General features: G+C 45.1%; 14 protein-coding genes, 4 tRNA genes, 3 rRNA genes and 1 pseudogene. 17 read left to right on the top strand and 5 right to left on the bottom strand.

Annotated features, from left to right (window positions below):
* Positions 1-57: 57 nt before the first annotated feature.
* Positions 58-621: an XRE family transcriptional regulator gene (locus V6Z54_RS04540; RefSeq protein WP_041089280.1), complete on the bottom strand. Its 564-nt coding sequence runs from the start codon at positions 619-621 to the stop codon at positions 58-60.
* 110 nt (positions 622-731) lie between these two features.
* Here V6Z54_RS04540 and V6Z54_RS04535 point away from each other — a divergent pair, with 110 nt between their 5' ends.
* A complete protein-coding gene (locus tag V6Z54_RS04535) occupies positions 732-1,319 on the top strand; it encodes a LysE family transporter (protein ID WP_073979600.1) in 588 nt (195 codons plus the stop codon).
* A gap of 4 nt (positions 1,320-1,323) precedes the next feature.
* Here the strand turns inward: V6Z54_RS04535 and V6Z54_RS04530 are convergent, their stop codons facing one another.
* Entirely contained in the window at positions 1,324-1,875 is a 552-nt protein-coding gene (locus tag V6Z54_RS04530; RefSeq protein ID WP_041089284.1) for a GNAT family N-acetyltransferase, read from the bottom strand.
* 126 nt (positions 1,876-2,001) lie between these two features.
* On the opposite strand from V6Z54_RS04530, the gene V6Z54_RS04525 reads away from it, so the two are divergent.
* Both V6Z54_RS04525 and V6Z54_RS04520 read left to right on the top strand, forming a co-directional pair.
* Positions 2,002-2,187 (top strand): CsbD family protein, encoded by a 186-nt coding sequence (locus V6Z54_RS04525; RefSeq protein WP_034665964.1) that lies wholly within the window; start codon positions 2,002-2,004, stop codon positions 2,185-2,187.
* Between the two features lie 148 nt (positions 2,188-2,335).
* A pseudogene (locus tag V6Z54_RS04520) lies at positions 2,336-2,999 on the top strand (O-methyltransferase).
* A gap of 36 nt (positions 3,000-3,035) precedes the next feature.
* On the opposite strand, the gene V6Z54_RS04515 reads toward V6Z54_RS04520, so the two are convergent.
* Together V6Z54_RS04515 and V6Z54_RS04510 are read right to left on the bottom strand one after the other, a co-directional pair.
* Positions 3,036-3,362: an AzlD domain-containing protein gene (locus tag V6Z54_RS04515; protein WP_039176830.1), complete on the bottom strand. Its 327-nt coding sequence runs from the start codon at positions 3,360-3,362 to the stop codon at positions 3,036-3,038.
* Entirely contained in the window at positions 3,359-4,084 is a 726-nt protein-coding gene (locus tag V6Z54_RS04510) for an AzlC family ABC transporter permease (RefSeq protein WP_052468290.1), read from the bottom strand. Before V6Z54_RS04510 ends, V6Z54_RS04515 begins: the two co-directional genes overlap by 4 nt.
* Positions 4,085-4,381: 297 nt before the next feature.
* Here V6Z54_RS04510 and V6Z54_RS04505 point away from each other — a divergent pair, with 297 nt between their 5' ends.
* Complete coding sequence (locus V6Z54_RS04505; protein ID WP_338527754.1) at positions 4,382-5,257, top strand: DMT family transporter; 876 nt, start codon at positions 4,382-4,384, stop codon at positions 5,255-5,257.
* Positions 5,258-5,327: 70 nt separating this feature from the next.
* Positions 5,328-6,347, top strand: coding sequence for a S66 peptidase family protein (locus V6Z54_RS04500; protein WP_338527753.1), 1,020 nt, complete (start codon positions 5,328-5,330; stop codon positions 6,345-6,347).
* A gap of 36 nt (positions 6,348-6,383) precedes the next feature.
* Here the strand turns inward: V6Z54_RS04500 and gltP are convergent, their stop codons facing one another.
* The gene (gene gltP / locus V6Z54_RS04495; protein WP_024425437.1) at positions 6,384-7,634 is read right to left on the bottom strand and encodes a glutamate-aspartate/proton symporter GltP; all 1,251 of its coding nucleotides are present in this window, start codon (positions 7,632-7,634) and stop codon (positions 6,384-6,386) included.
* A 369-nt stretch (positions 7,635-8,003) separates the two neighbouring features.
* Here gltP and V6Z54_RS04490 point away from each other — a divergent pair.
* The 12 genes from V6Z54_RS04490 to tsaD all read left to right on the top strand — a co-directional run bounded on the left by V6Z54_RS04490 (position 8,004) and on the right by tsaD (position 17,198).
* Positions 8,004-8,080, top strand: a tRNA-Arg gene (locus V6Z54_RS04490).
* Between the two features lie 11 nt (positions 8,081-8,091).
* Positions 8,092-8,165, top strand: a tRNA-Gly gene (locus tag V6Z54_RS04485).
* Positions 8,166-8,297: 132 nt separating this feature from the next.
* A 16S ribosomal RNA gene (locus V6Z54_RS04480) occupies positions 8,298-9,846 on the top strand.
* A gap of 182 nt (positions 9,847-10,028) precedes the next feature.
* Positions 10,029-12,959: ribosomal RNA gene (locus V6Z54_RS04475) — 23S ribosomal RNA — on the top strand.
* Between the two features lie 61 nt (positions 12,960-13,020).
* A 5S ribosomal RNA gene (gene rrf, locus V6Z54_RS04470) occupies positions 13,021-13,136 on the top strand.
* Together the 16S, 23S and 5S rRNA genes with 4 tRNA genes alongside form the textbook arrangement of a ribosomal RNA operon.
* An 18-nt stretch (positions 13,137-13,154) precedes the next feature.
* Positions 13,155-13,231: transfer RNA gene (locus tag V6Z54_RS04465), tRNA-Met, on the top strand.
* Positions 13,232-13,235: 4 nt separating this feature from the next.
* Positions 13,236-13,312, top strand: a tRNA-Asp gene (locus tag V6Z54_RS04460).
* A 273-nt stretch (positions 13,313-13,585) separates the two neighbouring features.
* On the top strand, positions 13,586-14,563 hold the full coding sequence (thiL, locus tag V6Z54_RS04455; RefSeq protein ID WP_338527752.1) for a thiamine-phosphate kinase: 978 nt from the start codon (positions 13,586-13,588) through the stop codon (positions 14,561-14,563).
* Between the two features lie 13 nt (positions 14,564-14,576).
* On the top strand, positions 14,577-15,053 hold the full coding sequence (gene tsaE, locus V6Z54_RS04450; protein ID WP_041086986.1) for a tRNA (adenosine(37)-N6)-threonylcarbamoyltransferase complex ATPase subunit type 1 TsaE: 477 nt from the start codon (positions 14,577-14,579) through the stop codon (positions 15,051-15,053).
* Positions 15,034-15,723, top strand: a complete 690-nt coding sequence (gene tsaB, locus V6Z54_RS04445) for a tRNA (adenosine(37)-N6)-threonylcarbamoyltransferase complex dimerization subunit type 1 TsaB (protein WP_073979365.1) — start codon at positions 15,034-15,036, stop codon at positions 15,721-15,723. The genes tsaE and tsaB overlap by 20 nt, the downstream gene beginning before the upstream one ends.
* Before the next feature lie 25 nt (positions 15,724-15,748).
* Positions 15,749-16,177 (top strand): ribosomal protein S18-alanine N-acetyltransferase, encoded by a 429-nt coding sequence (rimI, locus tag V6Z54_RS04440; protein WP_024424460.1) that lies wholly within the window; start codon positions 15,749-15,751, stop codon positions 16,175-16,177.
* Complete coding sequence (gene tsaD, locus V6Z54_RS04435) at positions 16,170-17,198, top strand: tRNA (adenosine(37)-N6)-threonylcarbamoyltransferase complex transferase subunit TsaD (RefSeq protein WP_073979366.1); 1,029 nt, start codon at positions 16,170-16,172, stop codon at positions 17,196-17,198. The genes rimI and tsaD overlap by 8 nt, the downstream gene beginning before the upstream one ends.
* The last annotated feature ends 260 nt before the right edge of the window (positions 17,199-17,458 follow it).

Here is a 17,458-nt window from a genome sequence, read left to right as displayed (position 1 = left end):
GTACGCGATCCGGGATTTAATTAAAGAAAACAAAAAGCTGACAGGTGGACAAGCCTGTCAGCTTTTTTCATGAGGATAATAAAGAATCATTTGCATCCGTACCATTTGTTCTCCGGTTTGTTTATACGTGTGCGTCCGGTCCGCTTTAAAACGAATAGAGTCTCCAGCTTTTAAGGTGTATTGTTCATCACCAATAGATAAATCAAGAACTCCCTCAAAAACAGTGATCAATTCCTCTGTTCCCCCAATGTGTTCACTCGCACGCAGCGACCCGCCTCGATCAATTTCTACTCGGTACATTTCAAATTTCCCCCTGTCATCGAAGGGGAAAGTCGTGTACACACGATAACGGCCGTCGTCCTCAGTTAAAACCTGCGCATCCTCCTTGCGTACCACCTTGATTTCAGGCTGTGGTGCGTAAATGAGCTCACTAAAAGATACTTTTAATCCGTTGGCGATTTTCCACAAAGTCGTGATGGTAGGGGTTGATTCTCCTCTTTCGATTTGTCCAATCATGGTCTTGCTGACACCAGTTAATTCTGCCATCTTTTCGAGGCTTAATTTTTTTTGATCTCTAAGAAGCCTCACGTTTTTAGAAATAATGGATTGTACGTCTTCCATGAAAAAAGCTCCTTTCTCTATTTACTTTATAAAGACTGAACGTTACAATAAAACGTAATATACGCAATAAAGTAATTAAAGTCTAAATAACGTATAAGGGAGGCGTCATCTTGATTGTATCTATGTTGATCTATGCTTTTGTTAGCAGCTTTACCCCAGGGCCAAACAACATCATGGCCATGGTCTTTACGAATAAATATGGGGTCAAGCAAACATTTCGATTTTGTTTAGGTGTGGGTATCGGTTTTCTCGTTATTTTGTGTTTGAGCTGCTTCTTTAATATCATTCTTTATCAAGTGATGCCGAAAATAGGCTGGGTCATGGCGTTCATCGGAGCCGCATACATGATTTATTTAGCGGTCAAAATCATGAAAAGTAAAGGCGGGGATGACGAAACACTTGATCGCTACAATCATTTTATCCCTGGTATGATGCTGCAATTTATCAATCCAAAAGCCATCTTGTATGGATTGACTGTGATTTCAACATTTGTTTTGCCATATGGACAATCTAATATGCAGTATGTCATATGGACGCTGATTCTCGCACTTATTGGCTTTCTCGGTACATTCAGCTGGAGCTTATTTGGCTCTTTGTATAAGCGCTTTTTGACTGCTTATGAAAGACCGTTCCAGTATGTGATGGGGGTGCTTCTGATATACAGTGCGATTTCGATGATATGGAGCTATGTCATGTAAGCGGTCAGGAACTAGGATGCTGCCTTCCCATCACAACAGTATCATAATATAATCCGTCACTCAGCCGTTTATCGTTTTTTAATACACCTTCAATCAAAAATCCATGGTTCTCATATAACCGAATGGCTTTTTTGTTCGTTTCAAGCACATGAAGAGACACCTTCTGAATGCCCTGCTGATCTGCCCAGTCAATTGAAGCGGCTAAAAGCTCTTTCCCTATGTGAAAGCCCCAAGCATCTTTCTGGATGGCGACGCCTAATGTCACTTTGTGAGCAGAGCGCTTGAGTGCATGGCCCTCGCATCTTGAAAAACCGACAATCTTTCCTTCAATAGCAGCGACCAAAAATAAATGCCGGCTTTGCTTGGTATCCTCTTCAATCAAAGCCTCAAATGCTTTTTCATCAAGAAAGGCTTCGCCTGGTTCACGGTCTAAATATTCTGTTTCACCATCGATTTTCAGTCTGAGAGCTGATAACTGTTTGGCATCGGCCATTGAAGCGGACCGAATATGATAGGTCAGCCCACGAACTGTGAATATCTTTTCAGAGATGATCATTGATGAGAACACCCACCCTTCTTTCCAGTATGTCTATCATACCTGAAACGTGTACATCGCACACTCAGATGTTTTGTATCTTTCAAAAAGGCTAAATAAATAGTATCAAACGTGGAGGTGGAACAAATGAGTGAAGAAAAAGGACATATGGATAAAGCGAAAGGAAAAACAAATCAAGTCAAAGGGCAAGTCAAAGAAAAGCTTGGGGAAGCAACGGATCATCAAAACCTGAAAGCAGAAGGGAAAAAGGATCAAGCAAAAGGAAAACTTCAAGATAAAAAAGGCGATGTCAAAAATAAGCTGAACGAGTAGATCCGAAACCAGTGCGTTGCTCCATGTATTCATCATCACATGTCTTTCATCAAAAAAATGAATAGATGTGTGAAAAGAATTGATTATACGCTCTCACGATCATCATGTAGACTTGAGATAGAAGACATGATCAAGGGAGATGGATGAAATGGAGCGCGTGTGGGAGAAAGTTGACGAGTATATCACAGACAAGTTGATTCCTAATGATGATGTATTGGAGCAAGCTCTTACTCATAATAAGAAAAAGCGGATTTGCCAGCAATTGATGTGTCACCAGCCCAAGGGAAAATGCTTTATTTATTAGCAAAAACGAAGAATGCAAAGCGCATTTTAGAATCGGGACACTTGGTGGATACAGTACTATTTGGCTTGCGCGTGCTCTTGAAGAGGATGGAGAACTCATCACATTAGAGGCTGACAGCCATCATGTACAGATCGCACAGCAAAACATCAGTAGAGCGGGCTTATCGGAACGAGTGAGCATTTTGCAAGGAAAGGCATTAGATACGTTATCTCAGTTAAAAGAGAGGGCTGCGCTTCCATTCGATTTGATTTTCATTGACGCAGATAAACCAAACAATCCGAAATATCTAAAGTGGGCGTTAGATTTCTCAAAAAAGGGAACAGTCATTATTGCGGACAATGTCATCAGAAATGGAGCAGTCCTTCATGACTCTAGTGGGGATGAACGAGTGCAAGGAACTCGTGAATTTTTTGATTTACTCAAACAAGAACCGAGAATAGAGGCAACAGCGATTCAAACTGTTGGTGAAAAAGGTTATGATGGATTTGTATACGGAATCGTCAAATGAAACAAAGCTTAACCACATGTGGTTAAGCTTTTTCTTTTAGAAAAACCATCTAGCAGTGCCCATCAGCATGACGCCGACAAGAACAGTAAGTGACAAGCTTTTTGTCCAAACAGCGATGAGTACAGTGGGAGTCAAGACAGCAAGATACATCCAATGGATAGTGACGCCTGTGCCTGTTGTTGTATGGATGAAGAGATGCTCTGCAATCAAAGCTGTAAAGATACAAATAGGAATAAACGATAACCATTTCAGCACCACTTCAGGCAGCTGAATACTTCGTACAAATATAAAGGGTACGACTCTTGGAATGATGGTGACGATCATACAACCAACAATGAGCCATAACATAAAGCTGCTAATCATTTATCTGTCACCACCCCAATGGTTGCGACAATCATGGTGGCTAACAGAACAGCCACGTGTGAAGGAACGAAATGAAGCAGAACAAACATGGCAATGACCATATACAAAACAAGTGACAGACGATGGGTTAACTTACTTTTAGGCACAGTTTGCAAAGAAAGAACCAGCAGTGCAGCAAACATAGCGGATAGGGCAAAATCAAGACCAAGCGCTTCAGGATTTGAAATCCAGTGTCCAAAAATGCCGCCAAGTACACAGGCGGCAATCCAGCACAAATACGCCGTTATGTTCAACCCGTGCATCCACCGGTTATTCAGCTTTCCATGCTGAGCTAATTTATTCATGGCTACGCCAAAGGATTCATCAGTCAGCAAGAGACCGAATCCGATATTTTGTTTTAAAGAGTAGCGTGTAAAATGAGGAGCCAGCGTCAGGCTGAGTAATAAATGACGCAGATTCACAATAAATGTAGTGAGAATAATAGCGGAAAGGGGACTTCCCGTGACAAGCAGTGCACAGATAATAAACTGTGAAGCACCAGCATAAATAAAGATTGCTAGAAGTGCAATGTCCCATAAGCTCAACTGTGCACTAATTCCAACAATTCCAAAGGCAAACCCGATACTCATATAACCAAGCAGGGTTGGCACACAATCTTTTATTCCCTCGAGAAATGGTTCGTGTTCCGTGCCGGGAATGTGTTTCCTCGCTTCAATATCCAACGACCTCTACTCCTTTTCTGCGTGACCACCTATAGTTTTACTTACTATATGAAAACGAATTCAGCATGTCAAGACCCGTTTATCTTCTATTATATGAAGAAAAATGGTGACAAAAAAGGATTGAAGTCGACCAGAATTTGTTATAAAGTAGTCTGAAAATAAAAACAAATGAGGTGACGACAATGCAATGGAAGCCTTTATTTGAACATGATGTACCAAATACCCTCCGTCCATAGCGGAGAGTGATCTCCGTTTGTGGATATGGCGATCAATATATCCAGTAACGGAGGGGAAAAGATGAATGAAAAATATATAGGCGCCCTTTACCTAGCAATCGCTGCAAGTATTTGGGGCGGTATGTACGTTGTTGTCAAAGTAACTGTAGCGGTGGTTCCGCCGCTTGAGCTTGTATGGATGAGATATGCTGTAGCAGGAATTGTGCTTGTGTGCACCATATGGCGCTTGGGCTATTCCTTTCGATTAGATAAAAAAGATATCCCGCTTGTTATATTGATCGGATTGATCGGAAATTTCCTATCAATTGTAACCCAAGAAATCGGCACCATGTATACATCTGCACAAATGGGGGCTGTGATTACATCTGCTACCCCTGCTTTTATGGTGCTGTTTGCGTTCTTTCTATTAAAAGAAGCCATGACTGTTAGAAAATGCGCATCCATCCTGCTTGCGACAGCAGGTGTCTGGCCCATGATTGGACCAGTCGCAGTGCAAACAGATGAATTTATTGGCGGTCTCTCACTTGTCGTCGCTGCTTTTACATGGGCGCTCATGTCTGTTTTGCTTAAACGAGTTCCAGGAAAGTACCCTCAAGTGGTGACGACCACATATGCGATCATCATTGCATTCATTGTCTTAACACCACCTGTTTTCTTTCGTTTACCTCACCTAGATGTGGAGCAGATGGCAAGACCGGAGATTTGGGGCGGTATTCTCTATCTAGGCATCATCTCAACAGCTCTTGCATTCTTTTTGTGGAATAGAGGGCTTCAATTGATGGATGCCTCGAGCGGCGGTTTGTTCTTCTTCTTTCAACCGATCGTAGGGGCAGCTCTTGGCTGGCTGCTTTTAGGTGAAGAGATGGGGATACGCTCATTCATTGGGATTCTATGTATCTTTGCAGGAGTCTATACTGTACTGCGCCAAAAAGAATAAGAAGAGATGTCCCTTATAAAAGGGACATTTTTTCTAAAATGGATAGGGTAAGAGGTTGGAGGGAAGTAGAATGATACAATTTCCGCATTTGCAAAAAGGACAAACAATTGGCGTCACAGCACCTTCCTCAGGTGTACAGCCATCTTTGCATGACATGTTTCAGCTTTCATGTGAACGAATGAAAAAAAGAGGCTATGATGTCTTATGTGGAGAGACGGTCTGGCAGCAGGAAAAGGCAAAATCTGCCCCTGCGATAGAACGAGCAAACGAACTTCAGTACATGATGACATGTGATGAAATTGACCACATCATCCCGCCATGGGGAGGACAGCTGCTTATGGAAGTGTTAGAGCACCTTGATTTCTCATCCATGCAAAAAAAGTGGATTCTAGGTTACTCAGATACGAGTGCACTCCTGCTGGCGCTCACATTAAAAACAGGCATTGCCACAGCGCATGGACCGAACTTAGTCGATCTAAGAGGAGAAGAGCTTGATCAAACGACTGCCATGTGGGAGCTAACACTTTCCGCAAAAGAGGAGACGGAGATAACCCAGTTTTCATCATCTATGTATCAAAAGGAATGGCAGCATGATAATCCGAGTAAACATGTCTTTCATTTAACAGAACCTACCGCATGGCATACTGTTGATCAACAAGAAATGACAGTGAAGGGAAGACTGATGGGTGGCTGCATTGATATTATACGTCACTTAGCAGGGACACCTTTTGGAGACGTCAAAGCTTTTCAGGAAACATTCATAAAGGGCGAACCGATTCTCTGGTATTTCGAAAACTGCGCATTAAATGCTGCAAGCATGAAGAGATCGCTTGTTCAATTAAAACTAGCAGGGTGGTTTGATCACTGTTCAGGTATGATGTTTGGGCGAAGTGCAGTAGATGTGCCTGTTGAAGGGTATCAGTATCAGGATGTATATGAAGAATTACAAAAGGAACTACAAATCCCCATTTTTTACGATATAGATTGTGGGCATGTCCCGCCGCAAATGACGCTGATTAATGGGGCATATGCAGAAGTGCAGCTGCATCCTCAAGGAAAAGCCGTACTAAAGCAAACGTTTTTAGCATAAAAAAGGAAAGGGCGAACCCTTTCCTTCATACTAACATTACATCCCTTTTGTTTCTTCACCTGCTTTAGGAACTTCCCAAGCTGACTCACGGAATACCTTTTCCCATTTAGATACGACAATACAAGCAACGGCATGCCCTGGAACATTCACGCCTGTTCGTGCCATATCCATAATTCGGTCAACACCGGCTATAATGGCAACGCCTTCTGCAGGAAGACCGACTGCATGAGCAGTTGCCAAAAGAACAACGAGTGAACCGGATGGCACAGCTGCAATCCCTTTACTCGTTAACACAAGAACAAGCATCATCAAAAGCTGCTGTGACAGACTCATGTCGACACCAAACGCTTGTGCAAGGAATACGCAGGCAACTGATAAATATAAACTTGATCCATCACAATTGAGAGAAAGACCAGATGGAATCACGAAGGAAACGATTCTTTTTGGACACCCGTATTTCTCCATTCGTTCCATCAATTGAGGAAGGACAGTTTCAGTACTCGTAGTAGAGAAGGCAACAAGGAACAAATCCCAAATCATTTTTAATACTTCGAAATAGTTAAAACGGAAGATCAGTGCGACCAGAGGGAATAAAGCAAAGAGAATAATGAATAATCCTAAAAAAACAGTCCCGACAAGCTTCATCATTGGGATTAATAAAACAATGCCATATTGGCCGACAGAAGCAGCCATTAATGCAAGAACCCCAATAGGTGCTGTTACCATCACCATCTGTGTGAGCTTAAACATGATTTGTGCCACTGATTCAAAGAAGGTGAGAACAGGAGCAGATGCTTTACCGATGCCGCTTGCCGCTACACCAAATAATATGGCGAAGAAAATGACAGCAAGTAAATCATTCTGAGCCATAACATCGACGATATTGGTTGGAATGATATCTAATACCATTTGTTTAAAGTCAACGACCTTCTCAGTATAACCATCTAATTCCCCAATATCTTTCTTAGCTAATTTAGAGAAATCGAGACCAACGCCAGGCTTTAGACCATTTGCCAATAATAGCCCGATCCCAAGAACGATGGTTGTGATGACCTCAAACCAAATGATTGTCTTTAATCCAAGGCTGCCCATTTTCTTCATGCCGCCGCTGCCGGCTGCACCAATAACAATGGTAGAAAAAACGATTGGAACAACGATCATTTTAATCAGCCTAATGAATCCATCTCCTATTGGCCTGAGGGCCATTCCGAAGTCAGGGAAGAAATGGCCGATAAGAGCCCCTATTACCAAAGCGATCATGATTTGAAAAGCGATAAACTTCTTCATCATCTCCTACCTCCTTTAAATGATTGGAAAAATATTAAGAATTTTCCAATAAATAAAAATTCTATGTGGCCATGTTTTGTCCTCCTTTGTATTTAGAAAGATTTTATTTAAGAATCATTGGAATTATGAAGGAAGAGAAGAAAATAGGGCTATTACATGTCTATTGATCTAAGAAAAAATCAATTTTAAAAAACATGAAACTTTTTTAGAAAAATGTATTGACCCTTTTATGTGATCCATGGTATATTTTTATTCGTCGCTGATGACGTATTTGAAACACAGACGTTCACACGGATGCGGCAAACAAATTTTAAAAAGATGTTGACTTAATAAAAACGATATGTTAAGATAATTAAGTCGCCTGATTAAGCGCCCGTAGCTCAATTGGATAGAGCGTTTGACTACGGATCAAAAGGTTAGGGGTTCGACTCCTCTCGGGCGCGCCAATACAAACCACGCGGGTGTAGTTTAGTGGTAAAACCTCAGCCTTCCAAGCTGATGTCGTGAGTTCGATTCTCATCACCCGCTCCATTTTGAACATGATCTTTGAAAACTAAACAAGACAAAACGTACCTGTTAATTCGAGTTTTTATAAAAAATCCTATGATACTTCATAGGTAGTCAGTCAAACGCTGACGAAAAACAAAACTTCGGTTTTGTACTTTTTCGGAGAGTTTGATCCTGGCTCAGGACGAACGCTGGCGGCGTGCCTAATACATGCAAGTCGAGCGGACAGAAGGGAGCTTGCTCCCGGATGTTAGCGGCGGACGGGTGAGTAACACGTGGGTAACCTGCCTGTAAGACTGGGATAACTCCGGGAAACCGGAGCTAATACCGGATAGTTCCTTGAACCGCATGGTTCAAGGATGAAAGACGGTTTCGGCTGTCACTTACAGATGGACCCGCGGCGCATTAGCTAGTTGGTGGGGTAATGGCTCACCAAGGCGACGATGCGTAGCCGACCTGAGAGGGTGATCGGCCACACTGGGACTGAGACACGGCCCAGACTCCTACGGGAGGCAGCAGTAGGGAATCTTCCGCAATGGACGAAAGTCTGACGGAGCAACGCCGCGTGAGTGATGAAGGTTTTCGGATCGTAAAGCTCTGTTGTTAGGGAAGAACAAGTGCGAGAGTAACTGCTTGCACCTTGACGGTACCTAACCAGAAAGCCACGGCTAACTACGTGCCAGCAGCCGCGGTAATACGTAGGTGGCAAGCGTTGTCCGGAATTATTGGGCGTAAAGGGCTCGCAGGCGGTTTCTTAAGTCTGATGTGAAAGCCCCCGGCTCAACCGGGGAGGGTCATTGGAAACTGGGAAACTTGAGTGCAGAAGAGGAGAGTGGAATTCCACGTGTAGCGGTGAAATGCGTAGAGATGTGGAGGAACACCAGTGGCGAAGGCGACTCTCTGGTCTGTAACTGACGCTGAGGAGCGAAAGCGTGGGGAGCGAACAGGATTAGATACCCTGGTAGTCCACGCCGTAAACGATGAGTGCTAAGTGTTAGGGGGTTTCCGCCCCTTAGTGCTGCAGCTAACGCATTAAGCACTCCGCCTGGGGAGTACGGTCGCAAGACTGAAACTCAAAGGAATTGACGGGGGCCCGCACAAGCGGTGGAGCATGTGGTTTAATTCGAAGCAACGCGAAGAACCTTACCAGGTCTTGACATCCTCTGACAACCCTAGAGATAGGGCTTTCCCTTCGGGGACAGAGTGACAGGTGGTGCATGGTTGTCGTCAGCTCGTGTCGTGAGATGTTGGGTTAAGTCCCGCAACGAGCGCAACCCTTGATCTTAGTTGCCAGCATTTAGTTGGGCACTCTAAGGTGACTGCCGGTGACAAACCGGAGGAAGGTGGGGATGACGTCAAATCATCATGCCCCTTATGACCTGGGCTACACACGTGCTACAATGGACAGAACAAAGGGCTGCAAGACCGCAAGGTTTAGCCAATCCCATAAATCTGTTCTCAGTTCGGATCGCAGTCTGCAACTCGACTGCGTGAAGCTGGAATCGCTAGTAATCGCGGATCAGCATGCCGCGGTGAATACGTTCCCGGGCCTTGTACACACCGCCCGTCACACCACGAGAGTTTGCAACACCCGAAGTCGGTGAGGTAACCTTTATGGAGCCAGCCGCCGAAGGTGGGGCAGATGATTGGGGTGAAGTCGTAACAAGGTAGCCGTATCGGAAGGTGCGGCTGGATCACCTCCTTTCTAAGGATATATGGAGCAGCGTACGTTTTCGTCTTGTTTAGTTTTGAAGGATCATTCCTTCAAAACATGTCTCTAGCGAGACAGGATTGTTCTTTGAAAACTAGATAACAATAAGTAATACATTCACATTGAATGCAATGCAAAGTTCATCACACATAGTGATTCTTTCTAAAGTAAGAAATGGTTAAGTTAGAAAGGGCGCACGGTGGATGCCTTGGCACTAGGAGCCGATGAAGGACGGGACGAACACCGATATGCTTCGGGGAGCTGTAAGCAAGCTTTGATCCGGAGATTTCCGAATGGGGAAACCCACTACTCGTAATGGAGTAGTATCCATACTTGAATACATAGAGTATGAGAAGGCATACCCGGGGAACTGAAACATCTAAGTACCCGGAGGAAGAGAAAGCAAATGCGATTCCCTGAGTAGCGGCGAGCGAAACGGGAACAGCCCAAACCAAGAGGCTTGCCTCTTGGGGTTGTAGGACACTCTATACGGAGTTACAAAGGAACGATATAAGCGAAGAGGTCTGGAAAGGCCCGCCAAAGAAGGTAACAGCCCTGTAACTGAAATGTTGTTCTCTCCAGAGTGGATCCTGAGTACGGCGGAACACGTGAAATTCCGTCGGAATCCGGGAGGACCATCTCCCAAGGCTAAATACTCCCTAGTGACCGATAGTGAACCAGTACCGTGAGGGAAAGGTGAAAAGCACCCCGGAAGGGGAGTGAAATAGATCCTGAAACCGTGTGCCTACAAGTAGTCAGAGCCCGTTAACGGGTGATGGCGTGCCTTTTGTAGAATGAACCGGCGAGTTACGATCCCGTGCAAGGTTAAGCAGAAGATGCGGAGCCGCAGCGAAAGCGAGTCTGAATAGGGCGCATGAGTACGTGGTCGTAGACCCGAAACCAGGTGATCTACCCATGTCCAGGGTGAAGTTCAGGTAACACTGAATGGAGGCCCGAACCCACGCACGTTGAAAAGTGCGGGGATGAGGTGTGGGTAGGGGTGAAATGCCAATCGAACCTGGAGATAGCTGGTTCTCTCCGAAATAGCTTTAGGGCTAGCCTCAAGGTAAGAGTCTCGGAGGTAGAGCACTGATTGGACTAGGGGCCCCTACCGGGTTACCGAATTCAGTCAAACTCCGAATGCCGATGACTTATCCTTGGGAGTCAGACTGCGAGTGATAAGATCCGTAGTCGAAAGGGAAACAGCCCAGACCGCCAGCTAAGGTCCCAAAGTATACGTTAAGTGGAAAAGGATGTGGAGTTGCTTAGACAACCAGGATGTTGGCTTAGAAGCAGCCACCATTTAAAGAGTGCGTAATAGCTCACTGGTCGAGTGACTCTGCGCCGAAAATGTACCGGGGCTAAACGTATCACCGAAGCTGCGGACTGTTCTTACGAACAGTGGTAGGAGAGCGTTCTAAGGGCTGTGAAGCCAGACCGGAAGGACTGGTGGAGCGCTTAGAAGTGAGAATGCCGGTATGAGTAGCGAAAGACGGGTGAGAATCCCGTCCACCGAATGCCTAAGGTTTCCTGAGGAAGGCTCGTCCGCTCAGGGTTAGTCGGGACCTAAGCCGAGGCCGAAAGGCGTAGGCGATGGACAACAGGTTGATATTCCTGTACCACCTCCTCACCATTTGAGCAATGGGGGGACGCAGGAGGATAGGGTAAGCGCGGTATTGGATATCCGCGTCCAAGCAGTTAGGCTGGGAAATAGGCAAATCCGTTTCCCGTAAAGGCTGAGCTGTGATGGCGAGCGAAATTTAGTAGCGAAGTTCCTGATTCCACACTGCCAAGAAAAGCCTCTAGCGAGGTGAGAGGTGCCCGTACCGCAAACCGACACAGGTAGGCGAGGAGAGAATCCTAAGGTGATCGAGAGAACTCTCGTTAAGGAACTCGGCAAAATGACCCCGTAACTTCGGGAGAAGGGGTGCTTCTTAGGGTGTTAAAGCCCCGAGAAGCCGCAGTGAATAGGCCCAGGCGACTGTTTAGCAAAAACACAGGTCTCTGCGAAGCCGTAAGGCGAAGTATAGGGGCTGACGCCTGCCCGGTGCTGGAAGGTTAAGAGGAGCGCTTAGCGTAAGCGAAGGTGCGAATTGAAGCCCCAGTAAACGGCGGCCGTAACTATAACGGTCCTAAGGTAGCGAAATTCCTTGTCGGGTAAGTTCCGACCCGCACGAAAGGCGCAACGATCTGGGCACTGTCTCAACGAGAGACTCGGTGAAATTATAGTACCTGTGAAGATGCAGGTTACCCGCGACAGGACGGAAAGACCCCGTGGAGCTTTACTGCAGCCTGATATTGAATGTTGGTACAGCTTGTACAGGATAGGTAGGAGCCTTGGAAACCGGAGCGCTAGCTTCGGTGGAGGCATCGGTGGGATACTACCCTGGCTGTATTGACCTTCTAACCCGCTGCCCTTATCGGGCAGGGAGACAGTGTCAGGTGGGCAGTTTGACTGGGGCGGTCGCCTCCTAAAATGTAACGGAGGCGCCCAAAGGTTCCCTCAGAATGGTTGGAAATCATTCGCAGAGTGTAAAGGCACAAGGGAGCTTGACTGCGAGACCTACAAGTCGAGCAGGGACGAAAGTCGGGCTTAGTGATCCGGTGGTTCCGCATGGAAGGGCCATCGCTCAACGGATAAAAGCTACCCCGGGGATAACAGGCTTATCTCCCCCAAGAGTCCACATCGACGGGGAGGTTTGGCACCTCGATGTCGGCTCATCGCATCCTGGGGCTGTAGTCGGTCCCAAGGGTTGGGCTGTTCGCCCATTAAAGCGGTACGCGAGCTGGGTTCAGAACGTCGTGAGACAGTTCGGTCCCTATCCGTCGCGGGCGCAGGAAATTTGAGAGGAGCTGTCCTTAGTACGAGAGGACCGGGATGGACGCACCGCTGGTGTACCAGTTGTTCTGCCAAGGGCATCGCTGGGTAGCTATGTGCGGACGGGATAAGTGCTGAAAGCATCTAAGCATGAAGCCCCCCTCAAGATGAGATTTCCCATTCCGCAAGGAAGTAAGATCCCTGAAAGATGATCAGGTTGATAGGTCTGAGGTGGAAGCGTGGTGACACGTGGAGCTGACAGATACTAATAGATCGAGGACTTAACCTATATTCTAATGTGAAACATGAACATTGTTATCTAGTTTTGAGAGAACATTCTCTCCATCAGGTTTGGTGGCGATAGCGAAGAGGTCACACCCGTTCCCATACCGAACACGGAAGTTAAGCTCTTCAGCGCCGATGGTAGTTGGGGGTTTCCCCCTGTGAGAGTAGGACGCCGCCAAGCTTGTAATATTTATATCATCGCGGGGTGGAGCAGTTCGGTAGCTCGTCGGGCTCATAACCCGAAGGTCGCAGGTTCAAATCCTGCCCCCGCAACCAAAATGGTCCGGTAGTTCAGTTGGTTAGAATGCCTGCCTGTCACGCAGGAGGTCGCGGGTTCGAGTCCCGTCCGGACCGCCATTTTTATGACTTGTAAACGAAAACGTATAGTTTCGTTTTTTTTTATGTCTTTTTCTTTCTACAAGTACCCACGATGCAATGAAATGATTTGTGTTTGGCTACACTATATGAAAGAATAGATAGATTACTTCAACCCAGCCTGGTTTTTACACACCAGGCTTTCTTTATATCATTTTTAGTTGGAACTGAGACTTATATTCGCTACACTAATACTAACTGTGTTTGACATCATGTCTATTTAACCAATTGATTGCAAGAAGGGGCTGTCTTTTTATGGATGAATTTGATCTTATTCGCCGAATCACACCAAAAGATACATATCAGCGCTCTTTGATCATGGGCATCGGTGATGATGCAAGTGTTTATCAACCTCATTCACACTGTGAAGAGGTCGTTTGTGTTGATACAATGGTGGAGCATGTTCATTTTCGTTTTGACTTTTCCACACCTTTTGAAGTTGGCTTTAAGGCACTGGCAGTCAATGTCAGTGATATCGCTGCAATGGGAGGCACCCCAAAGTATTATCTTGTTTCAATTGCGATCCCGCCTCATGGTGACGAAACAATCGTCACGGCTCTTTACGAGGGAATGAAAGCGTTGGCTAACACCTATCATATGGATTTGATTGGTGGAGATACAGTAGCCACTCGCAGTGACTTTGTCATTACCGTGACGGTCATTGGTGAGGTGTCAAAGGGAACAGCTTGTTATCGTCACAGTGCTCAAACTGGAGACGTCGTCTTTGTCTCAGGTGAACTAGGTTCATCAGCTGCTGGGTTATCAATCTTAATGAACGAAGTAGCCCCTTCTAAGGCGGTCGACGCTGATTTCTTTCTTAAGCGTCACAAAATGCCTCAGCCTCATATTGCTGCTGGTCACATTTGTTCAAGTTTCCCGCGCGTCACCTTGAATGATGTGAGTGATGGCTTAGCGAGTGAGTTGAATGAGATAGCTGAAGCGAGCGGTGTGAGGATCGAGATAGAAGCTGATAAGCTTCCAATTCATCCAGATTTACAGGTGCTGCGCAAAGACTGGCTTGAATGGGTGTTATTCGGGGGAGAAGACTTTGTTTTAACTGGTACGATACCAGAATCTGATTGGGAAAGCTTTGAATCTCAATTTCAAAAAGAAGACATTCAGATCACACGTATTGGACAAGTCAAAGATGATCAAGCAGCCAGTGTTATGTTAAAAGACAATGATCAACAAACAATGTTAATGAAAAAAGGATATAATCATTTTAAGAAATGAGGTGACATCAACGGTGAAATTAACATGGACAACAAAAGGTGCGGATGAGACGAAACGAATTGCCGCTGCTTTGGCCAAACTTGTGATGCCAGGCGATGTATTGACATTAGAAGGAGATTTAGGCGCAGGCAAAACCACTTTTTCAAAAGGTTTTGCAGAAGGCTTAGGAATTACCCGTATCGTCAACAGCCCCACCTTTACAATTATTAAAGAATATACCGATGGCAGACTGCCACTTTACCATATGGACGTGTACCGCATGGAAGATGCAGAAGAAGAGATCGGACTCGAAGAATATTTTGAGGGTGAAGGAGTATGCTTGGTTGAATGGGCACATCTGATTGAACCTCAATTGCCTTCTTCCTATTTAAAAATTGAAATGCTGAGAACAGAACGTGAAGAAGAACGGCACCTCACGTTTGATGCAAAAGGGGAGCGTTATGAGTCCCTTTGTAAGGAGATGAAAGAATTTGACCATACTGGCCATTGATACATCAAACCATACACTAGGAATTGCTCTTGTAAGAGACCTCACTGTGATTGGCGAGAGCATTACGTATTTAAAAAAGAACCATTCCGTCCGAGCGATGCCCACTGTTGAAGCATTGATGAAAGAATGTGGTGTAGCACCAAGCGAACTAAGTAAAATCGTTGTGGCAAAAGGACCTGGTTCTTACACTGGCGTCAGAATCGGTGTTACCATAGCAAAAACACTAGCGTGGACGCTGTCTATCCCGATATCGGCTGTTTCGAGTTTAGAAGCGCTTGCGGCAAATGGCCAATATTTTGATGGGTATATCTCACCTCTATTTGATGCGAGAAGAGGACAAGTTTATACTGGGCTATATACGTTTGAAAAAGGTAAGATCAAAGAGGTCGAACCAGATCAAAATATCCTGCTCACGGATTGGCTTCATGAGCTGAAGCAGACAGGAAAGCCTGTTCTATTTCTTGGACAAGATGTGCACCTTCATGAAGAGAGCATTCGCTCTATTTTAGGAGAAACGGCTGTACTGGCAGAGGGGACATTTCATAACCCAAGACCTTCAGTGCTTGCATTTTTAGGCGCAGATCGTCCTGCTGAAGATGTTCATCAGCTTGTTCCTAACTATATTCGTTTGGCAGAAGCGGAAGTGAAATGGCTTGAAGGACAAAAATAATCTTCACATAGCAGAAATACGACAAATGACAGTAGCGGACATTCCAGAGGTGTATACGATTGAAGTGCATTCGTTTACAGCCCCTTGGAAAAAGGAATCGTTTGTCTATGAGATTCTTCATAACCAATACAGCCATTATTTCCTCATCGAAGAAGATAAGCAGCCTGTTGGATATTGCGGGGTCTGGATTGTCATGGACGATGCACAAATTACGAACATTGCGATTCTCCCTGAGCATAGAGGAAAAGGCTATGGGGAAGCATTGCTTCGATATGTCATGGAATTTTGCAAAGAAAAAAAGACAGATCATCTTTCTTTAGAGGTGCGGGTTTCGAATACACCAGCACAATCCCTCTATGAAAAGCTCGGTTTCAGACCAGCTTCTATTCGAAAGAATTATTATACGGATAATGGAGAAGATGCGTTAGTCATGTGGGTGAATATAAATGAGTGAACAAACAGATCGATTCATATTAGGAATAGAAACAAGCTGTGATGAAACAGCTGCGTCCATTGTGAAAAATGGAAAGGAAATCGTGGCAAATGTGGTCGCCTCGCAAATAGACAGTCATAAACGATTTGGCGGTGTTGTACCTGAAATTGCTTCGAGGCATCACGTGGAGCAAGTCACCATCGTATTAGAAGAAGTGATGACACAGGCGGGTATGAGCTTTAAGGATTTGGATGCGATTGCTGTTACGGAAGGACCCGGTCTCGTCGGTGCCCTGCTGATTGGCGTCAATGCAGCAAAGGCACTGAGCTTTGCCCATCAAATTCCTCTTGTTGGTGTTCATCATATTGCAGGGCATATTTATGCCAACCAGCTCGTTGATGAATTAGAGTTTCCATGTTTAGCTCTTGTTGTCTCTGGTGGACATACTGAGCTTGTTTTATTGAAGGAGCACGGATCTTTTGAGGTCATCGGAGAAACATTAGATGATGCAGCTGGAGAAGCCTACGATAAAGTGGCCCGGACGATGGGTCTCCCGTACCCAGGCGGACCTCATATTGATCGGTTAGCACATGAAGGAGAGCCGACAATTAAGCTTCCTCGTGCATGGCTTGAAGAAGGGTCTTATCACTTTAGCTTCAGTGGTTTAAAATCAGCTGTGATCAACACGTTACACAATGCGTCACAAAAGGGAGAAACGATTGCCCCAGAGAATTTAGCCGCAAGTTTTCAAGCAAGTGTCATTGAGGTGCTTGTTGGGAAAACATTGAAAGCAGCAGAAGCCTATGGTGTGAAGCAGGTTGTTCTAGCTGGAGGAGTCGCTGCCAATAAAGGACTAAGAGAAGCTTTAACATCAGCATTCACGAAACTGCCAGACGTGAAGGTTATTATTCCGCCATTATCACTTTGCACAGACAATGCAGCCATGATCGCTGCCGCTGGAACCATTGCGTTTGAAAAAGGAATCAGAGGCGATATGGCGATGAATGGCCAGCCAGGATTGCCGCTAGTCTCATATAAATAAAACTCCTGTGGATTACAGGGGTTTTTATTTTTCTATGAAAGCGATTTATTCACATGTAAACGTTATATATCCACAATTGTTAGAAAATTTTGTTTTAAAGTGAAGAGGATGTGTATAAATACGACCTTTTTTGTGGATATGTGATTAAAACACTGTGGATAAAGTGGATAAGTCTAAAGTGTTTAAGAATAATCAAGAAGTTATTGTGGGTATCGTTGTGGATAATAAATTTTCATTGAAAGAAAAAAGAGTACCCTTTA

The organism is Bacillus sp. MAG717A (assembly GCF_036884855.1).
GTDB lineage: Bacteria > Bacillota > Bacilli > Bacillales > Bacillaceae > Bacillus > Bacillus safensis.
Note: the sequence above shows the minus strand (reverse complement) of the source record. Positions and strands in the feature narration are given on the sequence as shown.

Excerpts from the sequence above, each read along its gene's own strand:
- V6Z54_RS04540 (WP_041089280.1), bottom strand. The coding sequence starts at position 621 with ATGGAAGACGTACAATCCATTATTTCTAAAAACGTGAGGCTTCTTAGA.
- V6Z54_RS04530 (WP_041089284.1), bottom strand. The coding sequence starts at position 1,875 with ATGATCATCTCTGAAAAGATATTCACAGTTCGTGGGCTGACCTATCAT.
- V6Z54_RS04525 (WP_034665964.1), top strand. The coding sequence starts at position 2,002 with ATGAGTGAAGAAAAAGGACATATGGATAAAGCGAAAGGAAAAACAAAT.
- V6Z54_RS04515 (WP_039176830.1), bottom strand. The coding sequence starts at position 3,362 with ATGATTAGCAGCTTTATGTTATGGCTCATTGTTGGTTGTATGATCGTC.
- V6Z54_RS04505 (WP_338527754.1), top strand. The coding sequence starts at position 4,382 with ATGAATGAAAAATATATAGGCGCCCTTTACCTAGCAATCGCTGCAAGT.
- V6Z54_RS04500 (WP_338527753.1), top strand. The coding sequence starts at position 5,328 with ATGATACAATTTCCGCATTTGCAAAAAGGACAAACAATTGGCGTCACA.
- gltP (WP_024425437.1), bottom strand. The coding sequence starts at position 7,634 with ATGAAGAAGTTTATCGCTTTTCAAATCATGATCGCTTTGGTAATAGGG.
- thiL (WP_338527752.1), top strand. The coding sequence starts at position 13,586 with ATGGATGAATTTGATCTTATTCGCCGAATCACACCAAAAGATACATAT.
- rimI (WP_024424460.1), top strand. The coding sequence starts at position 15,749 with ATGACAGTAGCGGACATTCCAGAGGTGTATACGATTGAAGTGCATTCG.
- tsaD (WP_073979366.1), top strand. The coding sequence starts at position 16,170 with ATGAGTGAACAAACAGATCGATTCATATTAGGAATAGAAACAAGCTGT.